The organism is Rhodoferax sp. GW822-FHT04A08 (genome assembly GCF_058801025.1).
Genome location: NZ_JBXAMW010000007.1, coordinates 192,194 through 216,341 on the forward strand (window position 1 = coordinate 192,194; position 24,148 = coordinate 216,341).

Sequence of the window (24,148 nt, forward strand, 5' to 3'; positions counted from 1 at the left end):
CTGTTGCCGCCACTCGCGGTGACTTGATCCAGGAGACCCCATGAACGCCCGCATTCCTCCACAGGCTCTCAACGCCTCGCAAGCCCTTGGTGAAATTACCAGTGCCTGGGACCATCGCATTGTTCCGGAGCTGACCGACTACATCGCCATTCCCGCCAAGTCGCCGATGTTCGAGGCGGACTGGGAGGCCAAGGGTTTGCTGGAGACGGTGGTGCGCAATACCGCTACCTGGATCGAAGCCCAGAAGGTTCCCGGCCTGACGCTGGAAGTCGTGCGCCTGCCGGGTCAGACGCCGGTGCTGTTTTTCGAGGTGGCTGCCACGCGCAGCCTGGCCGAGCACACGGTGCTGATGTATGGCCATCTGGACAAGCAACCCGAGTTCACCGGCTGGCGTTCGGACCTGGGTCCCTGGACGCCCAAATACGAAGACGGCAAGCTCTACGGGCGTGGCGGTGCCGACGATGGATATGCCGCCTACGCAGCCATTGCCGCCATTCAGGCGCTCAAGAGCCAGCAGGTGGAGCATCCGCGCATCGTTGGCCTGATTGAAACCTGCGAGGAGAGTGGTTCACCCAACCTGTTGCAGTACATCGAGGTGCTGGGCAATCGCCTGGGCGATGTGGGACTGGTGATCTGCCTGGACTCCGGCGCGGGCAACTACGACCAGCTCTGGTTGACCAACAGCCTGCGCGGTGTGGCCGCCGGTGTGCTCAAGGTGCAAATCCTCACCGAGGGTGTGCATTCGGGCGATGCCAGCGGCCTGGTGCCCTCGAGCTTTCGCATCATGCGCCAGGTGCTGGACCGCCTGGAAGACAGCGCCACCGGCCGCCTGCTGCCAGCGGCGTTCCACTGCGAAGTGCCGGCAGAACGCCTGGCCCAGGCAAAAGCCACCGCCGCCATCCTGGGCGATGCGATGTTCCAGAACTTCCCCTGGGCGCATTACGACTGCGATGGTGCCAAGACTTTTGCGCTGCCCACCACCACCGATCCGCTGCAAGGCCTGCTCAACCGTACCTGGGCGCCCACGCTCAGCGTGGTCGGCGTGGATGGATTCCCCGACATGAAGGACGCCGGCAATGTGCTGCGCCCGTACACCGCCTTCAAGCTTTCGCTGCGTCTGCCACCCTTGGTGGAGGCGCACACTGCGGTTCAACAGCTCAAGGCCTTGCTGGAAGACAATGCGCCTTACAAGGCGCACGTTACCTTTGAACCGTTGGGCATGGCCACAGGCTGGAATGCGCCCGATACGGCGCCCTGGTTCGAGCGCGCGCTCAACGATGCCTCGCAAACCTACTTTGGCGCACCGTGTGGCTACATCGGCCAGGGCGGCACCATTCCGCTGATGAACATGCTGTCCAAGGGCTTTCCCAAGGCGCAGATGATGGTGTGCGGCGTGCTGGGACCCAAGAGCAATGCGCACGGACCCAACGAGTTCCTGCATGTGCCCTATGCCAAGAAGCTGACTGCCGCAGTGGCTCAGGTCATCGCCCTGACACCTTGAGCGTGACTCCGCTGCCCGAGACCATGGTTGAACCCGTTCTCTCGCCCCACATCACCCGCGATGGCCGCACCCTGGCCATTTACGACTGGATGTTGCAACCCGGTCTGGCCGTGCGTGGCGTGGTGGTGCTGGTGCACGGGTTGGGAGAACACATGGGTCGCTATGAAGCGCTGGCGGACCGGCTCACCACCTGGGGCTTTGCCGTGCGCGGCTACGACCAGCACGGGCATGGTGAGTCGCATGGCGCACGTGGCTCGCTGCCCAACGACAGCTGTTTGCTCGACGACCTGGCAGAGGTGCTGGATGAAACCCGCACACGCATGGCAGCGGATGTGCCGCTGATATTGCTGGGGCACAGCATGGGCGGCTTGGTGGCGGCACGCCTAGTATCTTTGAAGTTGCGCCCGGTGCAGGCACTGGTGCTGTCCTCCCCGGCGCTGGATGCGGGCTTGAGCGCATTCCAGAAAGTTCTTGTGTCGCTGATTCCCCGCGTGCTGCCCGACTTGCGCGTGGGCAATGGCCTGAATCCCGCTGACATTTCGCACGATCCCCAGGTGGTGCAGGCGTACATGGCAGACCGCTTGGTACATGACCGCATCAGCGCGCGGCTGGGGTCGTGGATTGCAGAAACTGGTCCGGCCACGGTCGCCCTGGCACCCGGCTGGACGGTGCCCACTTTGCTGCTGTATGCCGGGCAGGATCGGTTGGTGAACGCCGAGGGCAGTCGCCGCTTTGCGCAAGCCGCGCCCCAGGGCGTGGTGCAAAGTCAGTGCTTCGAGGCGCTGTACCACGAGATCTTCAATGAGCTGCACGCCGAGCCGGTATTTGCCGCCCTGCAGCAGTGGCTGGATCAGCGCTTTTAGGCCAGTAGCGCCAGTGCGGTGAGTGCCGCCGTTTCCGCCCGCAAAACCCGTGCTCCCAGGCTGACCGGCGCAAAACCGGCAGCAATGGCCGCACTCTCTTCCACTGCGCTGAGCCCGCCCTCCGGACCCGACAGAAAGCAGGCACCGGTCGCAGTCGGAGCCAGACTGCGCAAAGGCACGCTGCCTTCACGCAGCGACAGCAGCAGGCGCTGGGGTGCTTCCTGGGATTGGTGTTCAAGGGTGGTAAGCCACTGGTGCAAGGTTTTGATGCCATGCACCACAGGCACACGGTTGCCACCGCATTGCTCGCAGGCAGCAATCGCCACACCCTGCCAGTGCTCCACCTTCTTGGCAGCGCGCTCGGCAGCAAGACGCAGTACGCTGCGCTCCGTCATCAGGGGCTGGATGCTGGCCACACCCAGTTCGGCCGCCTTCTCGACCAGCCAGTCCATGCGTTCATTGGCAGGCATGCCCACGGCCAGATGCACGGCACGCTGTGCCTCGCGCTCCAACGCATGGTGGACGCCGACCTGCACTTGCACCTGGCTGCGGCCCATGAGGGTGACGGTGGCATCGAATTCACCACCCGGGCTGGTGCCGGCCCAACCAGGCCCGTGGTTGAACAAGGTGATGGCGTCACCCGGTTGCAGCCGCAATACCTGCACGTGACGCGCCGCGCCAGCCGGCAGATCCAGCAGGGCGCCGGTCTGCAGCGGGGCGGGGCAATAGAAGCGCGGCATGGTCCGATGGGGTTGCGGGTGCTGCGCTCGCTCAGAACTTGCCGAAGACAAAGGCGGTGGGCACCTCGATGCCTTCAACAGACTCCACCAGACGCAGCAGCGGCTTGAGCGCCATGTAGCGGCTGCAGGTGGAGCGGATGTAGTGGATGAAGCGTGGCGTATCAGCCAGGTACTGCGGCTTGCCGTCGCGCAGGGTCAGGCGCGCAAAAATGCCGGCGACCTTGAGGTGGCGTTGCAGGCCCATCCATTCCACGCCCTGGTAGAAAGCGCCGAAGTCATCCCCCACGGGCAGCCCGGCCTTGCGCGCCTTTTGCCAATAGCGCACGGTGACGTCCAGGCAGAACTCTTCTTCCCAGGTCAGGAAAGCGTCGCGCATCAGGCTGGCAATGTCGTAGGTGATGGGGCCGTACACCGCGTCCTGAAAATCCAGCACGCCCATGCCCTGGGGCGACATCATCAGATTGCGCGGCATGAAGTCCCGGTGCACGTACACGCTGGGCCAGCTCAGGTTGTTCTGGATGATGCGCTCAAACGCTTCGTCCAGCGTTGCGCGCTGCTTGCTGTCGAGCTCCACCTTGCGGTGCCGGACGATATACCACTGCGGGAATAGCTCCAGTTCGCGGCGCAGCAGCGGCTTGTCATAGGGGGGTAACACTTCCGGTTGCGAAGCCAGTTGCCACTGCAGCAGCTGGTCCACGGCCTGCAGGTACCAGTCCAGCGGCGGTGGGGCCTGCAGGTCCATGCTTTGCAGCATGGTCTTGGAGCCCAGGTCGGTCAGCAGCAGGAAGCCGTGCGGCTCGTCCCAGGCCAGCACCTCGGGCACGCGCAAACCGGCGGCCTGCATCAATTGGCCGACCTTTACAAAAGGTTTGCAGTCCTCCTTGTCGGGTGGTGCGTCCATGATGACCAGACTGCCGCGACCGCTTTCGATGCGCAGGTAGCGACGGAAGCTGGCGTCGGCCGAGGCCAGGCGCAAGCTGGATGGTTCCAGGGCCAGTTCGGTGGGCAGGCTGCCAAGCCATTGCTGGAACTGCGCTTGCCGTTGCGGGTCGGGCCAGTGCGGCAGCTTGTCCTTGTCTGGGGCGGGGGATGGTACGGCGGGTGGGTTGCTCATGGATAATCCATTCTACAAAGCCCGCCTACACTCCGCCCCTCTTCTACGCCTTCATCATCGCGCCTGCTGTCTCCATGTTGCCTTTTCCCCGAGCGTTTCGTTGCACGCCGCAGCGCCTGTGCCTTGCTGTTGTGCAATGCCTGACGGCGTGGGGCAGTGTGCAGGCCAGCCTGGCACAGACCCAAACGTCTTCGGACCAGGGATTGCAGCTCAAACCCACACCCGCCTTGAGCGAGGAACTGACTTCCGCGCAGCGCCGTGAATCACCGGTATTTCTGCGTGGGGATACGGTCTCAGGGCGCACCGATCTGGAAACCGTCATACAGGGCAACGCCGAGTTGCGCAAGGCCGATACCGTAATACGTGCCGACCGGCTGGAGTACAACCAGCCCAGCGACCAGGCGCGCGCCAGCGGGAATGTGCGGATCTACCGCAATGGCAACCTGTACGAAGGCCCGCTCATGGAGATCCAGGTCGAGAGCTTTGAGGGATTCTTCCAGCAACCGTCCTACCACTTTGGCAAGAACGATGCCCATGGCGAAGCCTCACGTGCCGACTTTCTGGACGAGTCCCACACCGTGGTGCACGACGCCACCTACACCACTTGCAGGCGCCTGCCTGGCCCGAGCTGGATGCCGGATTGGGTTTTGCGCGCCACCACCATCACACTGGACAATGACGAAGAAGAGGGACTGGCCGAAGGTGCCTATCTGAGCTTCAAGGGTGTCCCCATTTTGCCGGTGCCCGCCATTGGCTTTCCCCTGACCGAGAAGCGTCGCTCGGGCTTCTTGCCGTTGACGGTGGGTTTTGACAACGTCAGCGGCACCACCGTGGCCGTGCCGTACTACTGGAACATTGCGCCCAATCGCGATGCCACCATCACCCCGACGCTGATGGCCTCCCGTGGTGTGGATGTGGCAGCCAACTTCCGTTACCTGGAGCCTACCTACAACGGACGGCTGTTCGTGGACAGCATGCCCGGCGACAAGATGCGCGATCTGGATCGCTGGGGTCTGGTGTTCGTCCACAACGACACGATCAACACCGGCATTCCCAATGTGGCGCCCGTGACACTGGCGATGAATATCAACCGGGTCAGTGACAACAACTACTGGCGCGATTTCAGCAGTCCGGAAACGACACTGACACAGCGTCTTCTGTCGGGAGACATTCTGGCCAGCTGGTCGTCCGGCCCAGTCAGCGGGACGGTGCACATGCTGCAATGGCAGACCTTGCAGGACCCGGATGCGCCCATCGTCCCGCCCTATGACCGCATGCCACAGATCACGGCGCACTATGGCAAGAACAATGTCAGTGGTTTTGACTACTCGCTGGATGGTGACTTCACCCAGTTCCAGGCAGACAGCCACTTGACAGGGCAGCCCAACGCCCAGCGTACCTTCGCCCTGATGCAGGTGAGTCGTCCCTGGCTGGCCCCTGAAGGCTACATAACGCCCAAACTGCAATTGCATGCAACCAGCTACCAGTTTGATTCCATGCTGAGTGATGGCAGCCAGTCCGCCAACAGCGTGGTGCCCACTTTCAGTCTGGACAGCGGCCTGGTATTTGAGCGGGAGAGCACGCTCCTGGGACGCAACTATGTGCAGACCCTGGAGCCACGGGCGTTCTATGTGTACACGCCCTACGTCAATCAAAGCATGCTGCCCAACTATGACACCGGGGCAGCAGATTTCAACTTTGCCAGCATCTACACGGAAAACGCTTATGTCGGCAACGACAAGATTTCCGATAACAACCTGCTGACTCTGGGTGTCACCACACGTTTCCTGGACCCCGACAGCGGTGCGCAATACGCCCGCTTTGCCATTGCGCAACGCTTGCGCATGGAAGAGCAACGGGTGACGATCAATAGCAGCACCGATACGGCCAAGGCGGGGCTGAGTGACTTGCTCTTGGGCGCGGAAGTCAATCTCAATGAGCGCTGGGCCCTGGACACCACCACCCAGTACAACCCGCTGACGGACCAGTCGGTGCGCTCCACCATAGGTGCGCGGTACAACCCCAGCCCTTATCGGGTCATCAATGCGGCCTACCGCTTCCAGCGCGACGTAAGCGAACAGATCGACGTGAGCTGGCAATGGCCCATCAATGACCTGTGGGGTGATCGGGGGCAGGATCTGGGCGCCGGGCGTGGACAAGGTGAAGGTCGCTATTACGCGGTGGGCCGCATGAACTACAGCATGGACCAGAGCAAGCTCACCGACACCATTCTGGGCGTCGAGTACGATGCGGGTTGCTGGTTGGGCCGCGTGGTGTTTTCCCGTTTGCAGACCAGCACCTCTTCTGCGGTGGAGCGTTGGGTGTTCCAATTGGAGTTTGTAGGATTTACACGCGTAGGTACGGCGGATCCGACATCGACCTTGAAGCAAAATATTTCCCGCTATCAGAATTTGCGCAATTCCGGCTCCGCCGACACCAGTCGCTTCAGCAACTACGAATAAGAATGCTTATGAATTTCCGCCTCAGAACCCTGGCCTTGCTTGCTTCGGCAGTATTGCTGAGCCAGTCCGGATTGGCCCAGCCAGCGCAGTCGGCCGACTTCGTGGTTGCGGTGGTCAATTCCGAACCCATTACCAACAGTGAAGTGCGTGCCGCCATGCTGCGCGTGGCGGAGCAGTTCAAGGCCCAGGGCCAGCCTGTCCCCCCATCGGAAGAGCTGAGAAAAGGCGTGCTGGAGCGGCTTATCAGTGATCGCGCACAACTGCATATGGCGGCGGAATTCGGCATCCGTGTTGACGAAACCACTGTGGATGCAGCAGAGCAAAACCTGGCGCAGCAGAACTCTCTGAGCGTGGAGGCATTTCGCCAGCGCATGGCCAAGGCGGGAGTGTCCGCAACGACATTGCGCGACCAGATCACGCTCACTCGCCTGCGTGAGCGGGAGGTGGACTCCCGTGTCCGTATTTCCGATCAGGATGTGGACCGGGCCATTGCAGAGCAGCAGGCCGCCAATAACGACCCGATGGCGCAGGAAATCAACCTGGCGCAATTACTGGTGGCTGTGCCGGAGCGGGCGGACGCAACTTTGGTATCGCAATTGCAGGCGCAGGCGCAGGCGTTGCTGGTGCGCATCCGCTTGGGGGAGGACTTTGCGACGCTGGTCAAGCAGTATTCCGATGCGGACCGTAGCAACGGTGGCCAGTTCGGGCTGCGGCGTGGTGATCGCTATCCGGCTTCATTTGTGCAGGCCACGCAAAACGTTGCCGTAGGCGCGGTGTCTGACTTGGTTCGCTCGGGCGCGGGCTTTCACATTCTCAAGGTGGTGGAGCGGCGTGCACCCACCAACCTGGTCAAGACCATTACGCAAACCCGGGCTCGTCACATCCTGCTGCGCACCTCGCCGCAGCTGTCCGTCGCAGCAGCTACCCAGCGCTTGAATGAATTGCGCCAGCGCATACTCGATGGCAAGACCGACTTTGCCACGGCCGCGCGCGAAAACTCCCAGGATGGTTCTGCGTCGCAGGGCGGGGATCTGGGTTGGGCCAGTCCGGGCATGTTTGTGCCGGAATTCGAGGCAACCATGAACGCCCTGGCCGAAGGGGAAATCAGCAAACCCTTTGTGTCGCGCTTTGGTGTGCATCTGATTCAGGTCAACGACAGGCGCCGCGTCGACCTGAGTCCGCGTGACGTGCGCGAGCTGGTGCGCAACCAGCTGCGTGAAGCCAAGCTCGAGGAAGCGTATGCAGCCTGGGCTAAGGACGTGCGCGAGCGCGCCTACGTGGAGCTGCGCGAGCCGCCGCAATAAACCATGAAGCATATTGCGCGCAAGCGCTTCGGCCAGCACTTCCTGTCGGACGCGGGGATCATTGACGCCATCGTGCGCGCCATTGCGCCCCAGGCCGGGCAGCGCATGGTGGAAATCGGCCCGGGCCTTGCAGCCTTGACCCAACCGCTGGTGGAACGCCTGGGGCATCTGACGGTGATTGAGCTGGATCGCGATCTGGCGCAGCGCCTGCGCGCCCATGGTCAACTGACGGTGATCGAGTCCGACGTACTCAAGGTCGATTTCAGCCGCATCGAGGCCGTGCCTTCGCAGGCTGCAGGCAAGTGGCGCGTGGTGGGCAATCTGCCCTACAACATCTCCACTCCCATCCTGTTTCATCTGCTGGGCTACGTGGACTTCATAGAAGACCAGCACTTCATGCTGCAAAAGGAAGTGATTGACCGCATGGTGGCGCAACCCAGCACGTCGGCCTACGGGCGTCTGAGTGTGATGCTGCAGTGGCGCTACGCCATGGAAGACGTGTTGTTTGTGCCACCTGAGAGCTTTGATCCGCCGCCGCGGGTCGACAGTGCGGTGGTGCGCATGGTGCCCTGGGAGCAGCCGGCTGAGCTGGACGTGCAGTTGCTGAGCGAACTGGTGCAAGTGGCTTTCAGCCAGCGTCGCAAGCTGCTGCGCCACACGCTGGGCCGCTGGCTGGAGGAAAAAGGCTTCTCGGGCGATTTCGATGTGCAACGCCGTGCCGAAGAGGTACCGGTTGCGCAATACACGGCGCTGGCCCAGCAAATTCGCTAAATTCTGCATTGGCTGTTTTATGATGGTGCGCGCAGTTCGCCGCACCAGACCATATGCAAGATAAGGGGATACCCATGAAGAAGAGGCTCAACGCGCTGCTGGCGGCGGCGCTCGCGATTTTTCTGGGTTTGATGAGTGGGGGAGCGCATGCAGAGCCGCCCAGCTACAACTTTTCGCCCGTCAACCAATACGACATCAACCTCACCGCGGCGTATTGGAATCCCATCATTGCGTACGTTTCAGAAAAGAGCGGTGTCAAACTCAATCTGAAAATCGGGCGTACCTCGGCTGACACCACAAGCTTTGTTCTGGCCAAGGAGGTGGAGTTTGTCTTCAGCAACCATTTGTTCAGTCCGGAGCGCGAGCAGTTGGACTGGAAGGTATTTGGCCGCCGCAACACACCTACCGTGCAAGGGCAGATAGTAGTGCCAGCAGACTCTCCCATTACCGACATTGCGCAGCTCAAGGGGCAGGAAGTCGCCTTTGCAGGGCCCGAGGCCTTCATCATCTACAAAGTACCCTACGCGTACCTGCTCTCCAAGAATGTTGACGTGAAAGTGGTTTTTGCAGGCAATCAGAATGCCGCCTTCGCCCAGTTGTTTGCTGGCAAGGTGGTTGCCAGTGGCGGCAATTCACAACTGGTGGACGGCTATTCCCGGCGCGAAGGAAAGAAGTTCCGTGTTCTTTGGAGTTCCGAGCCCTTTCAGGATCTGGCGCTGATGGCATCCAGCAAAGTACCCGAGGCGGATGTGCGCAAGGTGGCTGCAGCGTTCATTGACATGTACAAGGACCCCAAAGGGCGCGACATCCTGCATCAGGCGTCCAAGGAGGTTGGACTGCCCAACGACGCATATTTTGTGGCCGCCAGCGCGGCCGACTACGCAGCCTACAAGCGCTTCTACCAGAGCGCACCCGTATCCCTGCACTGAATAGGCCGCATCCATGACGGTATTGCAGCGTTTTCTCCCGCAGTCCTTGGTGGGACGGGTTTTTTCGCTGTACGTGGTGTCCCTGCTGCTCTTCGTGATTGCGGGGCTGGCAATCTTTTACCGCTATCAATTCGTGCAGCAGATGGAAGACCAGTTGCTGGCAGGCGAGATGATGGTGAATGTGGCAGCGCAAACCATTGGCGACAGTGCCATCATCGGCGATTACGACACCATTGCCAAGACCTTGGAGCGCGCCATTTCGCAATCGAACTTCGACAAGGCGCAGTTCATTGATACCAAGGGCGGTGTACTCACTGCCAATCACCACGCCCGCATCTGGGCCACGCCACCGACATGGCTGGTGAATCTGGTCTCGGGGCGTCTGTTTGACATCAACGAGAACATCCGTGTGGGTGGCAAGGACTACGGTGTTCTGCGCCTGAGTTTTGACGAAACGCAGATCGCCTCCGAGCTGTGGCGCGTGACCATTTACACCGCGCTGGTGTCACTTGTCGCCCTGTTGGTGGGGGTGGTGCTGATACGCATTCCTCTGAAGCGCTGGCTGGGCAACTTTGACCGTGTGCGCTCGCATGAAAGTGAGATCCTGGCTGGAAGCATCGACATCCGGGCCTTGCTGGATTCCGATGCCCCGGTGGAAATCCGCCACACCATTGACATCATCAACCGCGCTGCGGGTCGGCTCTCTGCGCAACGCGAAGAGGCGGAAGTGACGCTCAACGCGATTACCGATGGCGTCTTGCGTACCGATGCGGACTACAAGCTGGTGTATTCCAATCCAGCTGCGGACCAGATGCTGGGCCTTGGCGGGCAAAATCTGGCGGGAAGGGATGTGCAGAAGATGCTTCCCACTGCCTTCAGCGAAGATGCCGAACCCATGCACTGGAAGGTACGGCGACTCGAGGTCACAGGCCCTGCGGGTCAGCGCGTCATTCTGGACACCACCATGTCCACCATCTTCTCCAGCAGCAATGTCATTGCGGGCCATGTATTGACCTTTCGCGATGTCACGCGCCAGCACGCGCTGGACCTGCGCCTGCGCAACGAGCTGCAAATGCGCCAGCGGGCACTGGATTCGTTGCGGCAGATATTGAGTACGCTGGAAGTGGAGCCCGACAGCGGCACCGTTCCACTGGACGTGGATGACCTAGACACGCTGATCAATCGGGTTGTCACACTGATGCGTGAGCGTGAACTCGGTCGGCGTGCGCTGACCAACCAGAAGTTTGCGCTGGACCAGCATGCCATCGTCAGCATCACCGATCTGCAGGGCAATATCACGTATGCCAATGGCAAGTTCTCGGAAATCAGCGGCTATTCAGAAGCCGAACTCGTGGGCCAGAACCACCGCATCGTCAACTCCGGTCATCACTCTGCGGACTTTTTTGCCCATATGTGGATCACCATCAGTCATGGCCAGGTGTGGCATGGCGAGATATGCAACCGCAGCAAGTCAGGTGCGCGGTACTGGGTTGATGCAACGGTTGTGCCCCTCATGGGCGCGGATGGATTGCCGGAGCAATACATTGCCATTCGCACGGACATTACCGTGCGCAAGACCATGGAAGCCCGGTTGGCCGAGCAGTTGCGATTTGTGGAAGTATTGCTGGAGGCAACGCCCACGGCCATCTACCTCAAGGATCGCCAAGGACATTACCTGCGCTTCAACAAGGCGTTTGAAACGTTGTTTGGCATTGACCGCACCGAGTGGATTGGGCGCTCGGTATTCGAACTCGTACCTGGAGAAGTCGCAGAGCTGATGCGCGCCAAGGACCAGGAGTTGTTTGAGTCCGGTGCGGTACAAACTTATGAGGCAACCTTTCGCAACCGTAGGACCGGGGAGTTGCGCGAGGGGCTTTACTGGAAGGCGCCGCTGACGGATGTGGATGGCAAAGTGACAGGCCTGGTCGGAACGATTCTGGATATCACCGAGAAGAATCGGATTGAGCAGGAGCTGCGCGACGCCAAGCGCAGCGCCGAGGCTGCCAGCCAAGCCAAGAGCGACTTCCTGGCCAATATGAGCCATGAAATCCGCACCCCCATGAATGGCGTCATCGGCATGACCGATCTGGCGCTGGACCTGGTGCAAAGCCCTGCACAGCGGGAGTACCTGCAGATCGTCAAAAGCTCGGCGCAGTCCTTAATGGTCATCCTCAATGACGTGCTGGATTTTTCCAAGATCGAGGCGGGCAAACTCAATATCGAGGCGGTGCGGTTTTCCCTGCGGCAAACCATAGAAGAGACACTGAAGACTCTGCGCAGCCGGGCGATGCAGAAAGGCCTGGAGCTGCAGAGCACACTGCAACCTGATCTGCCCGATGAGGTCGTGGGAGACCCGGTGCGCCTTGGCCAGGTACTGACCAATCTGTGTGACAACGCCATCAAATTCACCAGCAAGGGTGGCGTTTACGTCCATGTGGGTTGTGTTGGGGAAGCGCTTGGCTTCAAGCTGCAATTCTCGGTTCGGGATACGGGCATTGGCATTGCTGTAGACAAACAAAAGGACGTGTTTGAAGCGTTCAGCCAGGCCGACACCTCCACCACGCGGCGTTTTGGTGGAACGGGGTTGGGGCTGACCATTTGCGCACGTCTCGTGGAATTGATGGGGGGGCGGATCTGGCTCGAAAGCTCAGAAGGCCAGGGCAGCACCTTCCACTTCACATTGCAGGTGCAAAGTGCGTCCCCTGTGCCCAGTGCCACCACCCAGATCGCCATGGCGGCGCCACAGCCGTCCAAGTCCTTGCAAGTGCTTCTGGTGGAGGACCACCCGATCAACCAGATGCTGGCCACGACACTGCTCAAGAAATGGGGCCATACGGTGGTCCTGGCCCACAATGGTCAAGAAGCGGTGGACCTGTTCGGTAGCCGGGGTTGGGACATTGTGCTGATGGACATGCAAATGCCCGTCATGGGTGGCCTGGAAGCCACCCGCCTGATTCGGGCGGAGGAGCCAGCAGGTACAAGGACACCCATAGTGGCCATGACTGCCAATGCCATGGAATCTGATCGGCAGGCCTGTCTGGACGCTGGCATGGACGACCATTTGGCCAAGCCCTTCAATGCGGCTGCACTGCTGGCCAAACTGGAGCGATGGGCTCCAGTGAATACGGATTAATGCGCTGAAGGGCCAAAAACAAAGGCCCGCTGCTACACGGGCCTTGGTCTATTTCAACGCAAAAAAGGATCAGGCAGCTGCCAGCCAATATCCTGCGTTGAATGGGCTGCTCATGCGTAGAGCCAGTGGGGAAACGTCCAACAGCTTGTCTGTGGGCATCTTCTCGCCGGTTTCCGTGAGCGCCTCTGCAGTAACTACCACTTCTGTAGCAGCTCCGCTGTTTGCCTCGTTAGCCCGTTCTGCTTGGCTATTTTGTGCAGAACGGGCTACAGAAAAGAATAGAAGCATCGGAAGGGTATCTTCCGGTCTCCCCAGTAGTCCGCCGTGTCGCGGAAGATGTCGAGCAGTTGCTCGCGTGCCTCCTTGTCAAATTTGGCGTTGGCAGGAATATGCTCCAGCACGGCGATGAAGCCGGGCTGCGGGCCCGATTTATGCACCGGATCGGTCATGCTGTCATACAGGGCATCAAAATTCTTGCTGACCTGCGTTGAGAGAATGAACTGCTGGCTGATCATGTCCAGCACATCCTGCTTGGACTGTGCATTGGCCAGGTTGGCGTACAGAAAGTGGTGACCCAGAGCCTGGGCAGCTTCCTGCAAATCCTGCACCCTGAAGGCGCGTATCGACTGAACGATATTGGTTCTTACGGTTCGAAGTGGCGTATCCATCCCCGATTCACTTTCTCAAAGTACAAAATAAAAATTCAAGGCTCGATCCTGCGGAAGTTCGCGTAGTGATCGGCCGAGTAATAACAGGCATTCGGCTGGGTGGCAGGGCCACCGCATACAATTCTTCTGACTCCCCGGTCCCGAGACCCTGGGGTTTTGACGGTGTACTCCCGGTAATAACCGCGCTTGCTGATAGGCAGCAGACGCTCCCGGTTTCCAAACACGACGCCGTCCTTGTCAAACGGAAAAGGGCCACCCTGGCGTATCAAGCGGTATGTCTCCTGGCCTTGCGGTGGCAGCTCGCCCAGCGCAATCGCTCCAACTTCCGGTACCGCTGTGGTGGTTCTCGCTGCTACATTTTCACTGCCTAGTGAACTAATCAACAATAGGCCAGTAAGTACTAACTTAAACCAGTTGGTGCCCACCTGAAATTCCTGTAACAAGGTTCGGGTAAACCCGATATCTCAAGGCCCGTAGTGTCGTCCATCCGGCCCAAAAAAGCAAGGCCTTGCCCAGTTAAGAGGCAAGGCCTTTGGCTAATAAAAGTAAAGAAGTATGTACTAACTAAGCGTATAGGCCTTAGCGGACAGCATTTGCATCTGCGATGGTCAGCGCCGTCATATTTACGATGCGCCTTACCGTGGTGCTTGCAGTCAAAATATGCACCGGTTTGGCCGCTCCGAGCAAAACCGGCCCGATAGCGATGTTTCCGCCCGCCGCCGTCTTGAGCAGGTTGTATGCAATATTGGCCGCGTCGATATTGGGAAGCACCAGCAGATTGGCGTCGCCCTGCAGCGTGCTGCGGGGCATCAGTGCCTTGCGCGCATCGCCGTCCAAGGCCACGTCGCCATGCATTTCACCGTCCACCTCCAGCCAGGGCGCCTGCTGCTGCAGTAGAGCCAGCGTTTGGCGCATCTTGACCGCGCTGGGTTCATTGCTGCTGCCAAAGTTGGAGTGGCTCAAGAGTGCTGCCTTGGGCTTGATGCCAAAGCGCATCATTTCTTCTGCCGCCATCACGGTGATACGGGCCAATTCCTGGGCAGTGGGGTCGTAGTTGACGTGCGTATCCACCAGGAACACTTGGCGTCCGGGCAGCATGAGACCGTTCATGCAGGCATAGATGGCGCAGTCCCCGCCAGGCGCGCCCTTGGCATCGGTGCGATTGCCAATGACCTGGTCGATGTATTCCAGGTGGAGCGCCGTGCGCCCCCAGGTGCCGCAGATCAGGCCGTCCACGTCGCCCTTGTGCAGCAACATGGCGCCAATCAGACTCAGGCGGCGACGCATTTCAATCTTTGCCACCTGCACGGTAATGCCTTTGCGTTCCGTCATGCGGTGGTAGGTCTGCCAGAAGTCGCGATAACGGTGGTCCTGCTCCACATTCACCACGCTGTAGTCCACACCTTCCTTGAGGCGAAGACCGAACTTTTCAATGCGTTCGGCAATCACCGCTGGTCGGCCAATCAGGGTCGGCAGTGCAAGACCTTCATCCACCACGATCTGGGCGGCGCGCAGTACGCGCTCGTCTTCGCCCTCGGCATAGGCCACGCGCTTCTTGAGTGCCTTGCGGGCCGCATTGAAGATGGGCTTCATGGTGGTGCCGGAAGCGTAAACGAAGGTCTGCAATTTCTCGCGGTAGGCATCCAGGTCCGCAATCGGGCGCAAGGCCACACCGCTGTCGGCGGCAGCCTTGGCCACAGCCGGAGCGATCTTCATCATCAGACGCGGATCAAACGGCTTGGGGATCAGATATTCGGGGCCAAAGGCCAGTTGCTCACCGGCGTAGGCCGCCGCAACGACTTCGCTTTGTTCCGCCTGTGCCAGTTCGGCAATGGCATGGACTGCGGCAATTTCCATCTCCACCGTGATGGTGGATGCGCCTGCATCCAGCGCACCGCGGAAGATATAGGGGAAGCACAGGACATTGTTGACCTGGTTGGGGTAATCGGTGCGGCCCGTGGCCATGACGGCGTCGTCGCGCACGGCCTTGACTTCTTCCGGCAGGATTTCCGGCGTGGGGTTGGCCAGCGCAAAAATGAGTGGTTTAGCGGCCATGGACTTCACCATGTCTGCCTTGAGTACACCGCCGGCGGACAAGCCCAGGAACACGTCGGCGCCATTGATAATTTCGCGCAGCGTGCGCGCGTCGGTCTTTTGGGCGAAAAAGGCCTTGTCGTCATCCATCAGCTCGGTACGTCCTTCGTAGACCACGCCAGCCAGGTCGGTTACGTAGATGTTTTCGCGCGGAATGCCTAGCTTCACCAGCAGTCCCAGGCAGGCCAGGGCCGCCGCACCCGCACCGGAGGTGACCAGCTTGACCTTCTTGGGATCCTTACCAACCACTTTCAGACCGTTGAGGATGGCTGCACCTACGCAGATGGCAGTGCCGTGCTGGTCGTCATGGAACACCGGGATCTTCATGCGCTCGCGCAGCTTGCGTTCCACGTAGAAGCAGTCCGGCGCCTTGATATCTTCGAGGTTGATGCCGCCAAACGTAGGTTCCAGCGAGGCAATGATGTCGACTAGCTTGTCCAGGTCCTTCTTTTCGTCGATCTCGATGTCGAACACGTCGATGCCGGCGAACTTCTTGAACAGCACGCCCTTGCCTTCCATCACCGGCTTGGCAGCCAGCGGCCCGATATCACCCAGGCCCAGCACAGCCGTGCCGTTGGTGATCACGGCAACCAAGTTGCCGCGGCTGGTGTACTTGAAGGCGTTGTTGGGGTCCTTGACGATTTCTTCGCAAGGTGCGGCAACACCGGGTGAATAAGCCAGCGCCAAGTCGTGCTGGTTGACCAGTTGCTTGGTGGCTGCAATAGCGATTTTGCCGGGTGTGGGGAACTGGTGGTATTCCAGGGCAGCGCGGCGCAGTTCGGCGCGCTTATCGAGTGTGTTGGAGGAACTGGGGCTGTGAGAGCCGGCGGAGGAGTCCTGGGTCATTGTGCGTCCTTGTTCGTCGGGGCGGGCAAGAAAGGCGCGGGCCCCTGTGGGTGTCGGGCGATTGTAGACCTGTGCGGAAAGCGGTTTGATCCGGATCAGGGCGCCGCCTGCAATACCGTCTCCTGGGCTAGCTCCATGCGCCGCGCACCACTCTTGCCAGTCAGCACAAAGCCCCTCTGCACGCCTTGATCATCCAGGAAGCGCCAGGCGCCGGTCTCGCCACTGCCATCGGCCACCCAGCCGCCCGCCGTTTGCGGGTGCGGTGCGCACACCACGATGGGCAGCGCTGGCGTCTTGATGGAAACCGGCATCAGCGGAAACACCAGGTCGGTCGGCGTGCCGGCCAGCGTAGCGGCCAGCGCCTTGGCCGCACCCATGATGGGCATCACAAATGGCAATGTGCGTGCGCCAGCAGAGGCATATTGCGCGCCATCACCCAGCGCGTACACGCCGTCGACAGAGGTCTGTAGCTGTGCATCCACCACAATGCCGCGCTCGCAGGCGATGCCCGCGGCGCTGGCCAGATCGGTTTGCGCGCGCAGCCCGATGGCACTCAAAACGGTATCGACCCGCAATACGGACCCATTGGCCAGGCTAACGTCAAGGCGACCATCGGGCGCCTCATCCACGGTCCGCACCGTCGTGCCGAAGTGCCAATGCACGCCCAATGCCTGCAACGCGTCCTTGAGTTGCAGACCGGCTTGCTCAGGTAGTAGTGACGCGAGTGGCCGTGTCGATGGGTCTACCACCTGGACGCTATGGCCACCTAGTACCAAATCGTTGGCAAACTCACATCCGATCAGCCCGGCTCCAATGACCAACACGGTTTGGGGTTTGGGCAATCCGTCCTGGCCTGGTGCTGCAGAAGCGCCCTGCAGCTCCTTGTGGAAAAGCGCGAAGTCATCCAGTGAATTCACGCTGCGCACACGCTCTGCCGCTTTGCCCTGCAGCGGTGCGCGAATCGGTTGGGCGCCGGTGGCCAATACCAGTCGTCCAAAACGCAGGGTCTGCACACCGTGCGGCGACCGCAGGGTCAAGGTGCGCGACTTGGTTTCGATGGCTTGCACCGTGCTGAAGGCGAGCAGCGTGACGTTCAACGTCTCGGCCATCTTGGCGGCGGGCGTGGTGACCATCTGATGGGGCGCCCGCTTTTGCGCCATCGCGTTGGAAAGCGATGGCTTGGCATAAAAGTCACCGCTGTCCGCAGTGACCACCACAACCGGCGTTGCGGTATCAAGCTTGCGGAACTCGCGCACGGTAGTCCAGCCGGCCAAACCGGCACCGATCACCACCAGAGGGGCGACCACCACTTCCGCTGCAGGTTGCGCAGAGGTTACCGGGACGGGGGTGCGCGGCTCCATGGTCATGCTCAGATCTCCGTGACTTCGAAGTCGGCCTTGGCCACGCCACAGTCCGGGCAGGCCCAGCTGTCGGGAACATCAGCCCACAAGGTGCCGGGCGCAATGCCGTCTTCGGGGCGGCCCGCCTGTTCGTCGTACACAAAGCCGCAAACGATGCAGATATAGGTTTTCATGGAGTTCAGTCTTTCAAAGTTTAAACGTGGATGGAATAGGGGGCTGGAAACTCAGGCGCTCACCTTGGCAAGCTGAGCCTTGTAGTGGTTGGCATGACGCTCTTCTACCTTGGCCAATGCGGCAAAGCGCTTCTGGGCCTTTTCCAGCGTGGCCTTGAACTGGGCTGCGTGGACCTTGCTTTCTTCAATCTGCTCGTCCATTTCGGTCACGGCTGCGGCGTTGCCCTCGGCTTCGGCGGTCTTGCGGAAGGTGGGGTACATCTCGGTGTACTCGTAGGTTTCACCGTCAATGGCTATCTGCAGTGCCTTGGCCGGGGTCATGGTCGCCTTGGGGTAGAGCAGGTCCAAGTGGCCGAAGGCGTGCATCACTTCCTGGTCAGCGGTCTCTTCAAAGGTGCGGGCCGTCTCTTCATCACCGGCTTCGCGCGCCAGCTTGGCAAAGTAGCGGTACTTGATATGCGCCATCGACTCACCGGCAAAAGCCGCTTCGAGGTTGGCAATGGTCTTGATTTCCGGGCGTTGTGCTTGGGACATGGTCAGCTCCTTGGGGTTTGGATGAATCGGTAGAAGGCTTCTATCAACTTGTGGTCAAGTTTAGCTTTTAACTAAAAATAGGGCAATCGATTGTTCCTATTTGATTAATAGAAACAATCGTCGGACGGCTGCACAATGGGCATCCACCGCAATTTCCGTTCCCAGCCATGACCAACTCTGCCGATCAACCCACCCTGTTTCCCCCTTTGCAACCCCATGGCAGCGGCATGTTGGCAGTGGATGAGATCCACACCCTGTACTGGGAGGAATGCGGCAACCCGAACGGAGTGCCGGTACTGTTCCTGCATGGTGGACCGGGCGCCGGGCTCTCGCCCAAGCACCGCCAGTTTTTCGACCCGGCCTATTACCGCATCGTGCTGTTTGACCAGCGTGGCGCCGGGCAATCCACGCCATTGGGCGAGACCCGCAACAACACCACGCAACTGCTGATTGCCGACATCGAGCGCATCCGCGAGATGCTGGGCGTGCAGCAGTGGCTGGTGTTCGGCGGTTCCTGGGGCTCCACTCTGGCACTGGCCTATGGGCAGGCGCACTCCGAGCGCTGCAGCGGCTTCATCCTGCGTGGCATCTTTCTCTGCACGCCCGCCGAGGTGGACTGGTTTCTCAACGGTATCCGCTGGTTCTTCCCCGATGCGCACGAGCGTTTTGTGGCGCCGATTGCCGAGGCGGACCGCGGTGACCTGTTGCCCGCCTTCTGCAAAAAGCTGTTTGGAGATGACCGCGCTGCGGGAGTGGCCGCTGCGCAAGCCTGGGGCCGCTATGAAGGCAGCACCATCAACTTGCTGCCCAACCCGACGGTGGAGGAGGAGTTCGGCTCCGAGTCGGTCGCCTTGGGGGTGGGCCGTCTGGAAGCGCACTACTTCACGCACGGTGCCTTCCTGTCGGAAGACCAGCTCATCCGCAATGTAGACCGCATCCGCCATCTGCCCTGCATCATCGTGCAGGGGCGCTATGACGTGATCTGCCCGCCGCTCTCAGCCTGGCGGCTGCACCAGGCTTGGCCTGAGGCTGGTTTCCACATCGTCCCTGACGCGGGGCACGGTGCGTTTGAACCCGGCATCAGCCGGCTGCTGGTGCGTGCCACCGAGCAGTTCAAGCACGGCAACCTAGACCTGCGGTAGCAGGAAGCGCCGCTCCCAGGCGCTGATCTCGTGCAAATAGCTGTCGTATTCCACCGCCTTTACCCCACAGTAGCCGGTGACAAAAGCGTCGCCCAGCAGGGCGCGCGCCGACGCACTGTTTGACATGCGCTCATGCGCGGGCAGGAAGCTGCGCTCCAGTCCGTGGGATTTGCCCAAAGCGTTGCTGCCTTCTTCCAGCGGCGCTGAGGGATGCAGCTTTTCGTTTATGCCAGCCAGACCGGCTGCCAGCGAGGCGGCAATGGCCAGATACGGGTTGGCATCCGCGCCGGCAATGCGGTTTTCCACCCGGCGTGCGGCCGGGCCACTCTTGGGAATGCGCAGGCCGGCGGTGCGGTTGTCATAGCCCCAGGCCAGGTTGACGGGCGCCTGCGTGCCGGCGATGAAGCGGCGGTAGGAATTCACGAAGGGCGCGAACACCAGCATCAGGTCCGGGCCGTAGGTTTGCAGCCCCGCAATGAAGTGTCCAAAGGCTGCCGTCTCGCTGCCGTCTTCCGCACTGAAGATATTGCGCCCGGCACTGTCCACCACGCTCTGGTGCAGGTGCATGGAGCTGCCCTGGTCACCGGCAATCGGCTTGGCCATAAACACGGCATTGAGCCCGTGCTGGATGGCAATTTCCTTGGCCGCGTACTTGAACAAAAAGGCTTGGTCGGCCACCGCCAGCGGGTCGCCGTGCATCAGGTTGATCTCGTACTGGCTGGTGCCCACTTCATGGATCCAGGTGTCGGCCTGGATGCCCAGGCCCTCCAGGGCCTTGCGGAATGCGTCCCAGAACGGGGCCAGCTCGTTGAGCATGTTCATGCTGAAGGCCGACTGGCCGGCTTCGGCACGGCCATTGCGCGCCTGCGGCGGTGTCAGGGGCACGGCCGGGTCCATACACGGTGCGGTCAGGTAGAACTCGATCTCAGGCGCCACCACGGGCGTGAGGCCCTGTGCGGTGTAGCGCGCCACCACGGTTTCCAGCAGCGAGCGCGCCGAAAATGCGCAGGGCTCGCCATTGAGTTCCACACAGTCGTGGATGGTAAAGGCGCGTGGAACGCTGGACCAGGGCGACAGCTTGAGCGTGCGGTAGTCCGGCACCAGGCGCACGTCGGGGTCGGCATCCGGGAAGATCGGGTCGTAGGAGTAGTCGCCGGTTACGCACTGCATGGGAATGGCCTGCGCGATACGCAACTCATTGCCTGCAGCAAAGCTGTGTGCGGGCATGAGCTTGCCGCGCGGATAGCCCGACACGTCCGGAAAAATGCACTCGACATCGCGGATGCCGTGTTGGTCGAAAAAGGCCTGCAGTTCGGCGCGGTTGTTGTGGGTCATGGTGAAATGCGAAGGGATGGGGACATCAGTCTCCAAGCCATTCTCGCGCAAGCGCTTGGGCCCCGAAGGGTCCACTTGGGGTGAAACACATGCAGCAATTTGACTTGGTCGTGATCGGTGGCGGCTCCGGTGGCGTGCGGGCGGCGCGCATTGCCGCGGGCCACGGTGCCAAAGTGGCACTGGTAGAGGAGTACCGCCTGGGCGGCACTTGCGTGATCCGTGGCTGCGTGCCCAAGAAACTCATGGTGTATGCCTCGCGCTTTGCCCAGGAGTTCGAAGAAGCGCACGGCTTTGGCTGGACCGTAGGCCAGAGCCACTTCGACTGGGCCACACTCAAGGCCAACCGCGACCGCGAAGTGGCCCGCCTGGAAAGCGTGTACCGCAGCAACCTGTTGGCGGCCGGTGTCACCCTCTTCGACAGCCGTGCCGTGCTGCAGGAGTCGCATGTGGTGCGCCTCACCGATGGAACGCTGCTGCAGGGCAAGACTATTCTGGTGGCCACCGGCGCCAGGCCGGAAACGGGCCCGGCCATACCAGGTTTGGAGCTGAGCATCGACTCCAACGGCTTTTTCGAACTGGAACAACTACCCAAGCAGGTGGTGGTCCAGGGCGCAGGCTACATTGCTCTGGAGCTGGCCTGTGTGCTGCGCCGGCTGGGATCAGAGGTCAGCGTGGTGCTGCGAGGGGAACAGATCCTGCGCGGCTTTGATGACGAGTTGCGCGCACACCTGTCCAACGAGCTCGCCGCCATCGGTATCCGCTTTCTGTTCGGTCGTACCTTCGCTGCAATCAGCCGCCAGGGCGCGGGACTGCAGGTCACACTGGACGACGGGCAGACACTGGATGCCGACTGCGTGTTGCGTGCTGTCGGGCGTACGCCCAACACCGCCGGACTGGGTCTGCAGGAAGCCGGCGTGGCACTGGATGCCAAGGGCGCGGTGCGGGTGGAGGGGCTTTCCCAAACCTCGGTGCCGCACATCCATGCGGTGGGGGATGTCACCAACCGCGTCAACCTCACGCCCATGGCCATCCGCGAAGGCCATGCTTTTGCCGACACCGTGTTCGGCAAGACGCCGCGCGGCGTGGACCACACGCTGATTCCCAGCGCCGTGTTCACCACGCCGGAGGCCGGTGTGGTGGGACTGACCGAAGCACAGGCACTGCAACAGTATCCGCATCTGGATGTGTACCGCACCACCTTCCGGCCGATGAAGGCCACGCTGTCGGGCCACGCATCCCGCGTCTTCATGAAGCTGCTGGTGGACCGCGATACCGACCGCGTGCTGGGCTTCCATGCGGTAGGACCGGATTCGGGCGAGCTGGCGCAATTGGTGGGTGTGACGCTGCAACTGGGTGCCACCAAGAGCGCCTTTGATGCCACGCTGGCGGTACACCCTACGGCGGCGGAAGAGCTGGTGACCATGCGTACGGCCACCGTGCGGCACAACCTGTAGACGTCGCAGACAAACCAGGCTCCCCCTCAGCATGTCCACCCGTTCCAGCGATCACCTGCCTGCTTCCATGATGGCCATGGTCACCGTTGGTCAGGGCGGATACGACCAGTTGGTCTACCGAGAAGTACCTGTGCCGACACTGCAGGCCGGCGAAGTGCTGCTGCAGGTACTGGCCGCAGGAATCAACAACACCGATATCAATACCCGCGTGGGCTGGTACGGAGCGGGCTGGAATAGCGCCACACCCTTCCCCTTGATCCAGGGTGCCGATTGTTGTGGCCGCGTGGTGGCCATGGCGCCGGATGTGATCAGCCAGGTGCCAGGTCAGCGCGTGCTGGTGCGCAGCTGCATGCGCACCGCAGGCTTTGGCTCCATGGACACGCGCTGGCTGGGCACCGACTTTGACGGAGCCTTCGCTCAATACGTGAAAGTGCCGGCCACTGAAGTCTTCGCCGTTCATTCCGATTGGACGGATGCGGAACTGGCCTCTCTGCCCTGCGCCTGGGGCACCGCGGAAAACATGCTGGAGCGCGCGCACCTGGGGGTGGATGAACAGGTCTGGGTCACCGGCGCCTCCGGCGGAGTGGGTTCGGCAGCTGTGCAACTGGCCAAGCGCCGCGGCGCGGTGGTCACCGCCATCACCAGCCGCGACAAGCGTGAACAGGTCGCCGCGCTGGGTGCCGACAACGTGCTGTGCCGCGAGGACGGCGCTGCCGCCTTTGCCCAACTGCAGGCCCCCGACCTGGTGGTGGACAACGTCGTTGGCTCGGGCTTTGCCGCGCTGCTGAAGGCGTTGCGCCGGGGCGGTCGCTACGTGACATCCGGTGCCATTGCCGGCGCCGACGTGGCGCTGGACATGCGATCGCTCTACTTGCGCGACATCACCCTGATCGGCTCCACCGCTTGGGACGAGGCGGTGTTTCCCAACCTGGTCGGCTATGTGGAGCGCAATGAAATCCGTCCAGTGGTAGCTGCCACCTTCGCCTTGCAGGACATGGCGCTAGCGCAGCAGGCGTTTCTGGAGAAACGCCACACCGGCAATCTGGTGCTGATTCCCTGAGGCCGCCTGGACACCCTCTACCTAGTCGGGTCGATCCAATTTGGTGGACAACAAAATGGTCGAGAATGCCGTCGCAACGCCTTTGATGGCGCGCACCTTGTCCATCAGGGCGTCCAACTCCTGCGTGGACTCCGTCGTCAACAGTGCGCAGTAATCGTAGCGGCCACTCACCGTATACAGCTTGGTGATTTCGTGTCGCCTCGAGAGCGCACGCACCACCTCGGACTCATGCCTGGAGTCGATGGTGATCAGCACCATGGCCCGTATGCCGGGTGTTGCGCGCGGAACGGTCACGCTCACGGTGTAGCCGGAAATCACGCCTGCATCTTCCAGTGCCTTGATGCGCAATTGCGCCGTGCTGCGTGCACAGCCCAGGGCCTTGGCCAACTTGATGACTGGCAAGCGCGCATTCACCTTCAGCAACTCAATGATCTGGCGATCCAGAGAATCCAGTGGGGGCAAATCAGGAGCGGTTGGAGACATGCGTTTGGAAGACGTCGATTTCATCGGACCATTGTGAGATGACAGGGGGTCATCAGTCAATATGACTGATGATGAATCAATATGCCTGATTTGGCGACAGTGCATCAGTCATATTGGATGTTTCCAACGGCTGGGTACCTCCCTAAACTCAAGTTCAAGGCGGAGCTTGCGCATGCGATGC

At 61.0% G+C, this 24,148-nt stretch carries 20 protein-coding genes; 10 read left to right on the top strand and 10 right to left on the bottom strand.

Annotation, left to right across the window (positions count from 1 at the left end):
• Nucleotides 1–40: 40 nt before the first annotated feature.
• Complete coding sequence (locus tag AC1RMF_RS15440; protein WP_342620216.1) at nt 41–1,501, top strand: M20/M25/M40 family metallo-hydrolase; 1,461 nt, start codon at nt 41–43, stop codon at nt 1,499–1,501.
• Between the two features lie 23 nt (nt 1,502–1,524).
• Nucleotides 1,525–2,364 carry an alpha/beta hydrolase gene (locus AC1RMF_RS15445; protein WP_342621064.1) on the top strand — a complete coding sequence of 280 codons (840 nt, stop codon included), beginning with the start codon at nt 1,525–1,527 and terminating at the stop codon, nt 2,362–2,364.
• Here the strand turns inward: AC1RMF_RS15445 and AC1RMF_RS15450 are convergent.
• Nucleotides 2,361–3,104, bottom strand: a complete 744-nt coding sequence (locus tag AC1RMF_RS15450) for a 16S rRNA (uracil(1498)-N(3))-methyltransferase (protein WP_342620217.1) — start codon at nt 3,102–3,104, stop codon at nt 2,361–2,363. The two genes, AC1RMF_RS15445 and AC1RMF_RS15450, sit on opposite strands and share 4 nt — an antisense overlap.
• Before the next feature lie 31 nt (nt 3,105–3,135).
• Nucleotides 3,136–4,218, bottom strand: a complete 1,083-nt coding sequence (locus AC1RMF_RS15455; protein WP_342620218.1) for an aminoglycoside phosphotransferase family protein — start codon at nt 4,216–4,218, stop codon at nt 3,136–3,138.
• Nucleotides 4,219–4,292: 74 nt separating this feature from the next.
• On the opposite strand from AC1RMF_RS15455, the gene AC1RMF_RS15460 reads away from it, so the two are divergent.
• From AC1RMF_RS15460 to AC1RMF_RS15480, 5 genes are all read left to right on the top strand, one after another.
• On the top strand, nt 4,293–6,680 hold the full coding sequence (locus tag AC1RMF_RS15460) for an LPS-assembly protein LptD (RefSeq protein ID WP_342620219.1): 2,388 nt from the start codon (nt 4,293–4,295) through the stop codon (nt 6,678–6,680).
• Nucleotides 6,681–6,688: 8 nt separating this feature from the next.
• Nucleotides 6,689–7,984 carry a peptidylprolyl isomerase gene (locus AC1RMF_RS15465; RefSeq protein WP_493142524.1) on the top strand — a complete coding sequence of 432 codons (1,296 nt, stop codon included), beginning with the start codon at nt 6,689–6,691 and terminating at the stop codon, nt 7,982–7,984.
• A gap of 3 nt (nt 7,985–7,987) precedes the next feature.
• Nucleotides 7,988–8,755, top strand: coding sequence for a 16S rRNA (adenine(1518)-N(6)/adenine(1519)-N(6))-dimethyltransferase RsmA (gene rsmA / locus AC1RMF_RS15470; RefSeq protein WP_342620221.1), 768 nt, complete (start codon nt 7,988–7,990; stop codon nt 8,753–8,755).
• Nucleotides 8,756–8,829: 74 nt separating this feature from the next.
• Nucleotides 8,830–9,684 (top strand): phosphate/phosphite/phosphonate ABC transporter substrate-binding protein, encoded by an 855-nt coding sequence (locus AC1RMF_RS15475; RefSeq protein WP_493142527.1) that lies wholly within the window; start codon nt 8,830–8,832, stop codon nt 9,682–9,684.
• Between the two features lie 13 nt (nt 9,685–9,697).
• A complete protein-coding gene (locus tag AC1RMF_RS15480; protein WP_342620223.1) occupies nt 9,698–12,817 on the top strand; it encodes a PAS domain S-box protein in 3,120 nt (1,039 codons plus the stop codon).
• Between the two features lie 266 nt (nt 12,818–13,083).
• On the opposite strand, the gene AC1RMF_RS15485 is transcribed toward AC1RMF_RS15480, so the two are convergent.
• From AC1RMF_RS15485 to AC1RMF_RS15510, 6 genes are all read right to left on the bottom strand, one after another.
• On the bottom strand, nt 13,084–13,485 hold the full coding sequence (locus AC1RMF_RS15485) for a barstar family protein (protein ID WP_342620224.1): 402 nt from the start codon (nt 13,483–13,485) through the stop codon (nt 13,084–13,086).
• 35 nt (nt 13,486–13,520) lie between these two features.
• Nucleotides 13,521–13,865 carry a guanyl-specific ribonuclease gene (locus tag AC1RMF_RS15490; protein ID WP_446738032.1) on the bottom strand — a complete coding sequence of 115 codons (345 nt, stop codon included), beginning with the start codon at nt 13,863–13,865 and terminating at the stop codon, nt 13,521–13,523.
• Between the two features lie 199 nt (nt 13,866–14,064).
• A complete protein-coding gene (locus tag AC1RMF_RS15495; protein WP_342620225.1) occupies nt 14,065–16,425 on the bottom strand; it encodes an NADP-dependent malic enzyme in 2,361 nt (786 codons plus the stop codon).
• Between the two features lie 95 nt (nt 16,426–16,520).
• Nucleotides 16,521–17,792, bottom strand: coding sequence for an FAD-dependent oxidoreductase (locus AC1RMF_RS15500; protein WP_342620226.1), 1,272 nt, complete (start codon nt 17,790–17,792; stop codon nt 16,521–16,523).
• A gap of 2 nt (nt 17,793–17,794) precedes the next feature.
• The gene (locus AC1RMF_RS15505; RefSeq protein WP_342620227.1) at nt 17,795–17,959 is read right to left on the bottom strand and encodes a rubredoxin; all 165 of its coding nucleotides are present in this window, start codon (nt 17,957–17,959) and stop codon (nt 17,795–17,797) included.
• Between the two features lie 51 nt (nt 17,960–18,010).
• Complete coding sequence (locus AC1RMF_RS15510; RefSeq protein ID WP_342620228.1) at nt 18,011–18,493, bottom strand: rubrerythrin family protein; 483 nt, start codon at nt 18,491–18,493, stop codon at nt 18,011–18,013.
• A gap of 167 nt (nt 18,494–18,660) precedes the next feature.
• Between AC1RMF_RS15510 and pip the strand changes: the two genes are divergently transcribed.
• The gene (pip, locus tag AC1RMF_RS15515) at nt 18,661–19,635 is read left to right on the top strand and encodes a prolyl aminopeptidase (RefSeq protein ID WP_342620229.1); all 975 of its coding nucleotides are present in this window, start codon (nt 18,661–18,663) and stop codon (nt 19,633–19,635) included.
• Here the strand turns inward: pip and AC1RMF_RS15520 are convergent.
• A complete protein-coding gene (locus AC1RMF_RS15520; RefSeq protein WP_493142529.1) occupies nt 19,621–20,970 on the bottom strand; it encodes a glutamine synthetase family protein in 1,350 nt (449 codons plus the stop codon). The two genes, pip and AC1RMF_RS15520, sit on opposite strands and share 15 nt — an antisense overlap.
• An 89-nt stretch (nt 20,971–21,059) precedes the next feature.
• On the opposite strand from AC1RMF_RS15520, the gene gorA reads away from it, so the two are divergent.
• Nucleotides 21,060–22,424: a glutathione-disulfide reductase gene (gorA, locus tag AC1RMF_RS15525; protein WP_342620231.1), complete on the top strand. Its 1,365-nt coding sequence runs from the start codon at nt 21,060–21,062 to the stop codon at nt 22,422–22,424.
• 31 nt (nt 22,425–22,455) lie between these two features.
• Nucleotides 22,456–23,484, top strand: a complete 1,029-nt coding sequence (locus AC1RMF_RS15530; RefSeq protein ID WP_342620232.1) for a zinc-binding dehydrogenase — start codon at nt 22,456–22,458, stop codon at nt 23,482–23,484.
• A 21-nt stretch (nt 23,485–23,505) separates the two neighbouring features.
• Here the strand turns inward: AC1RMF_RS15530 and AC1RMF_RS15535 are convergent, their stop codons facing one another.
• Nucleotides 23,506–23,991: an Lrp/AsnC family transcriptional regulator gene (locus AC1RMF_RS15535; RefSeq protein ID WP_342620233.1), complete on the bottom strand. Its 486-nt coding sequence runs from the start codon at nt 23,989–23,991 to the stop codon at nt 23,506–23,508.
• Between the last annotated feature and the right edge of the window lie 157 nt (nt 23,992–24,148).

Excerpts from the sequence above, each read along its gene's own strand:
- AC1RMF_RS15505 (WP_342620227.1), bottom strand. The coding sequence starts at position 17,959 with ATGAAAACCTATATCTGCATCGTTTGCGGCTTTGTGTACGACGAACAG.
- gorA (WP_342620231.1), top strand. The coding sequence starts at position 21,060 with ATGCAGCAATTTGACTTGGTCGTGATCGGTGGCGGCTCCGGTGGCGTG.
- AC1RMF_RS15535 (WP_342620233.1), bottom strand. The coding sequence starts at position 23,991 with ATGAAATCGACGTCTTCCAAACGCATGTCTCCAACCGCTCCTGATTTG.
- AC1RMF_RS15445 (WP_342621064.1), top strand. The coding sequence starts at position 1,525 with ATGGTTGAACCCGTTCTCTCGCCCCACATCACCCGCGATGGCCGCACC.
- AC1RMF_RS15460 (WP_342620219.1), top strand. The coding sequence starts at position 4,293 with ATGTTGCCTTTTCCCCGAGCGTTTCGTTGCACGCCGCAGCGCCTGTGC.
- AC1RMF_RS15500 (WP_342620226.1), bottom strand. The coding sequence starts at position 17,792 with ATGACCATGGAGCCGCGCACCCCCGTCCCGGTAACCTCTGCGCAACCT.
- pip (WP_342620229.1), top strand. The coding sequence starts at position 18,661 with ATGACCAACTCTGCCGATCAACCCACCCTGTTTCCCCCTTTGCAACCC.
- AC1RMF_RS15475 (WP_493142527.1), top strand. The coding sequence starts at position 8,830 with ATGAAGAAGAGGCTCAACGCGCTGCTGGCGGCGGCGCTCGCGATTTTT.
- AC1RMF_RS15450 (WP_342620217.1), bottom strand. The coding sequence starts at position 3,104 with ATGCCGCGCTTCTATTGCCCCGCCCCGCTGCAGACCGGCGCCCTGCTG.
- AC1RMF_RS15510 (WP_342620228.1), bottom strand. The coding sequence starts at position 18,493 with ATGTCCCAAGCACAACGCCCGGAAATCAAGACCATTGCCAACCTCGAA.
- AC1RMF_RS15495 (WP_342620225.1), bottom strand. The coding sequence starts at position 16,425 with ATGACCCAGGACTCCTCCGCCGGCTCTCACAGCCCCAGTTCCTCCAAC.
- AC1RMF_RS15485 (WP_342620224.1), bottom strand. The coding sequence starts at position 13,485 with ATGGATACGCCACTTCGAACCGTAAGAACCAATATCGTTCAGTCGATA.
- AC1RMF_RS15480 (WP_342620223.1), top strand. The coding sequence starts at position 9,698 with ATGACGGTATTGCAGCGTTTTCTCCCGCAGTCCTTGGTGGGACGGGTT.
- AC1RMF_RS15530 (WP_342620232.1), top strand. The coding sequence starts at position 22,456 with ATGTCCACCCGTTCCAGCGATCACCTGCCTGCTTCCATGATGGCCATG.
- AC1RMF_RS15465 (WP_493142524.1), top strand. The coding sequence starts at position 6,689 with ATGAATTTCCGCCTCAGAACCCTGGCCTTGCTTGCTTCGGCAGTATTG.
- AC1RMF_RS15440 (WP_342620216.1), top strand. The coding sequence starts at position 41 with ATGAACGCCCGCATTCCTCCACAGGCTCTCAACGCCTCGCAAGCCCTT.
- AC1RMF_RS15455 (WP_342620218.1), bottom strand. The coding sequence starts at position 4,218 with ATGAGCAACCCACCCGCCGTACCATCCCCCGCCCCAGACAAGGACAAG.
- rsmA (WP_342620221.1), top strand. The coding sequence starts at position 7,988 with ATGAAGCATATTGCGCGCAAGCGCTTCGGCCAGCACTTCCTGTCGGAC.
- AC1RMF_RS15520 (WP_493142529.1), bottom strand. The coding sequence starts at position 20,970 with ATGACCCACAACAACCGCGCCGAACTGCAGGCCTTTTTCGACCAACAC.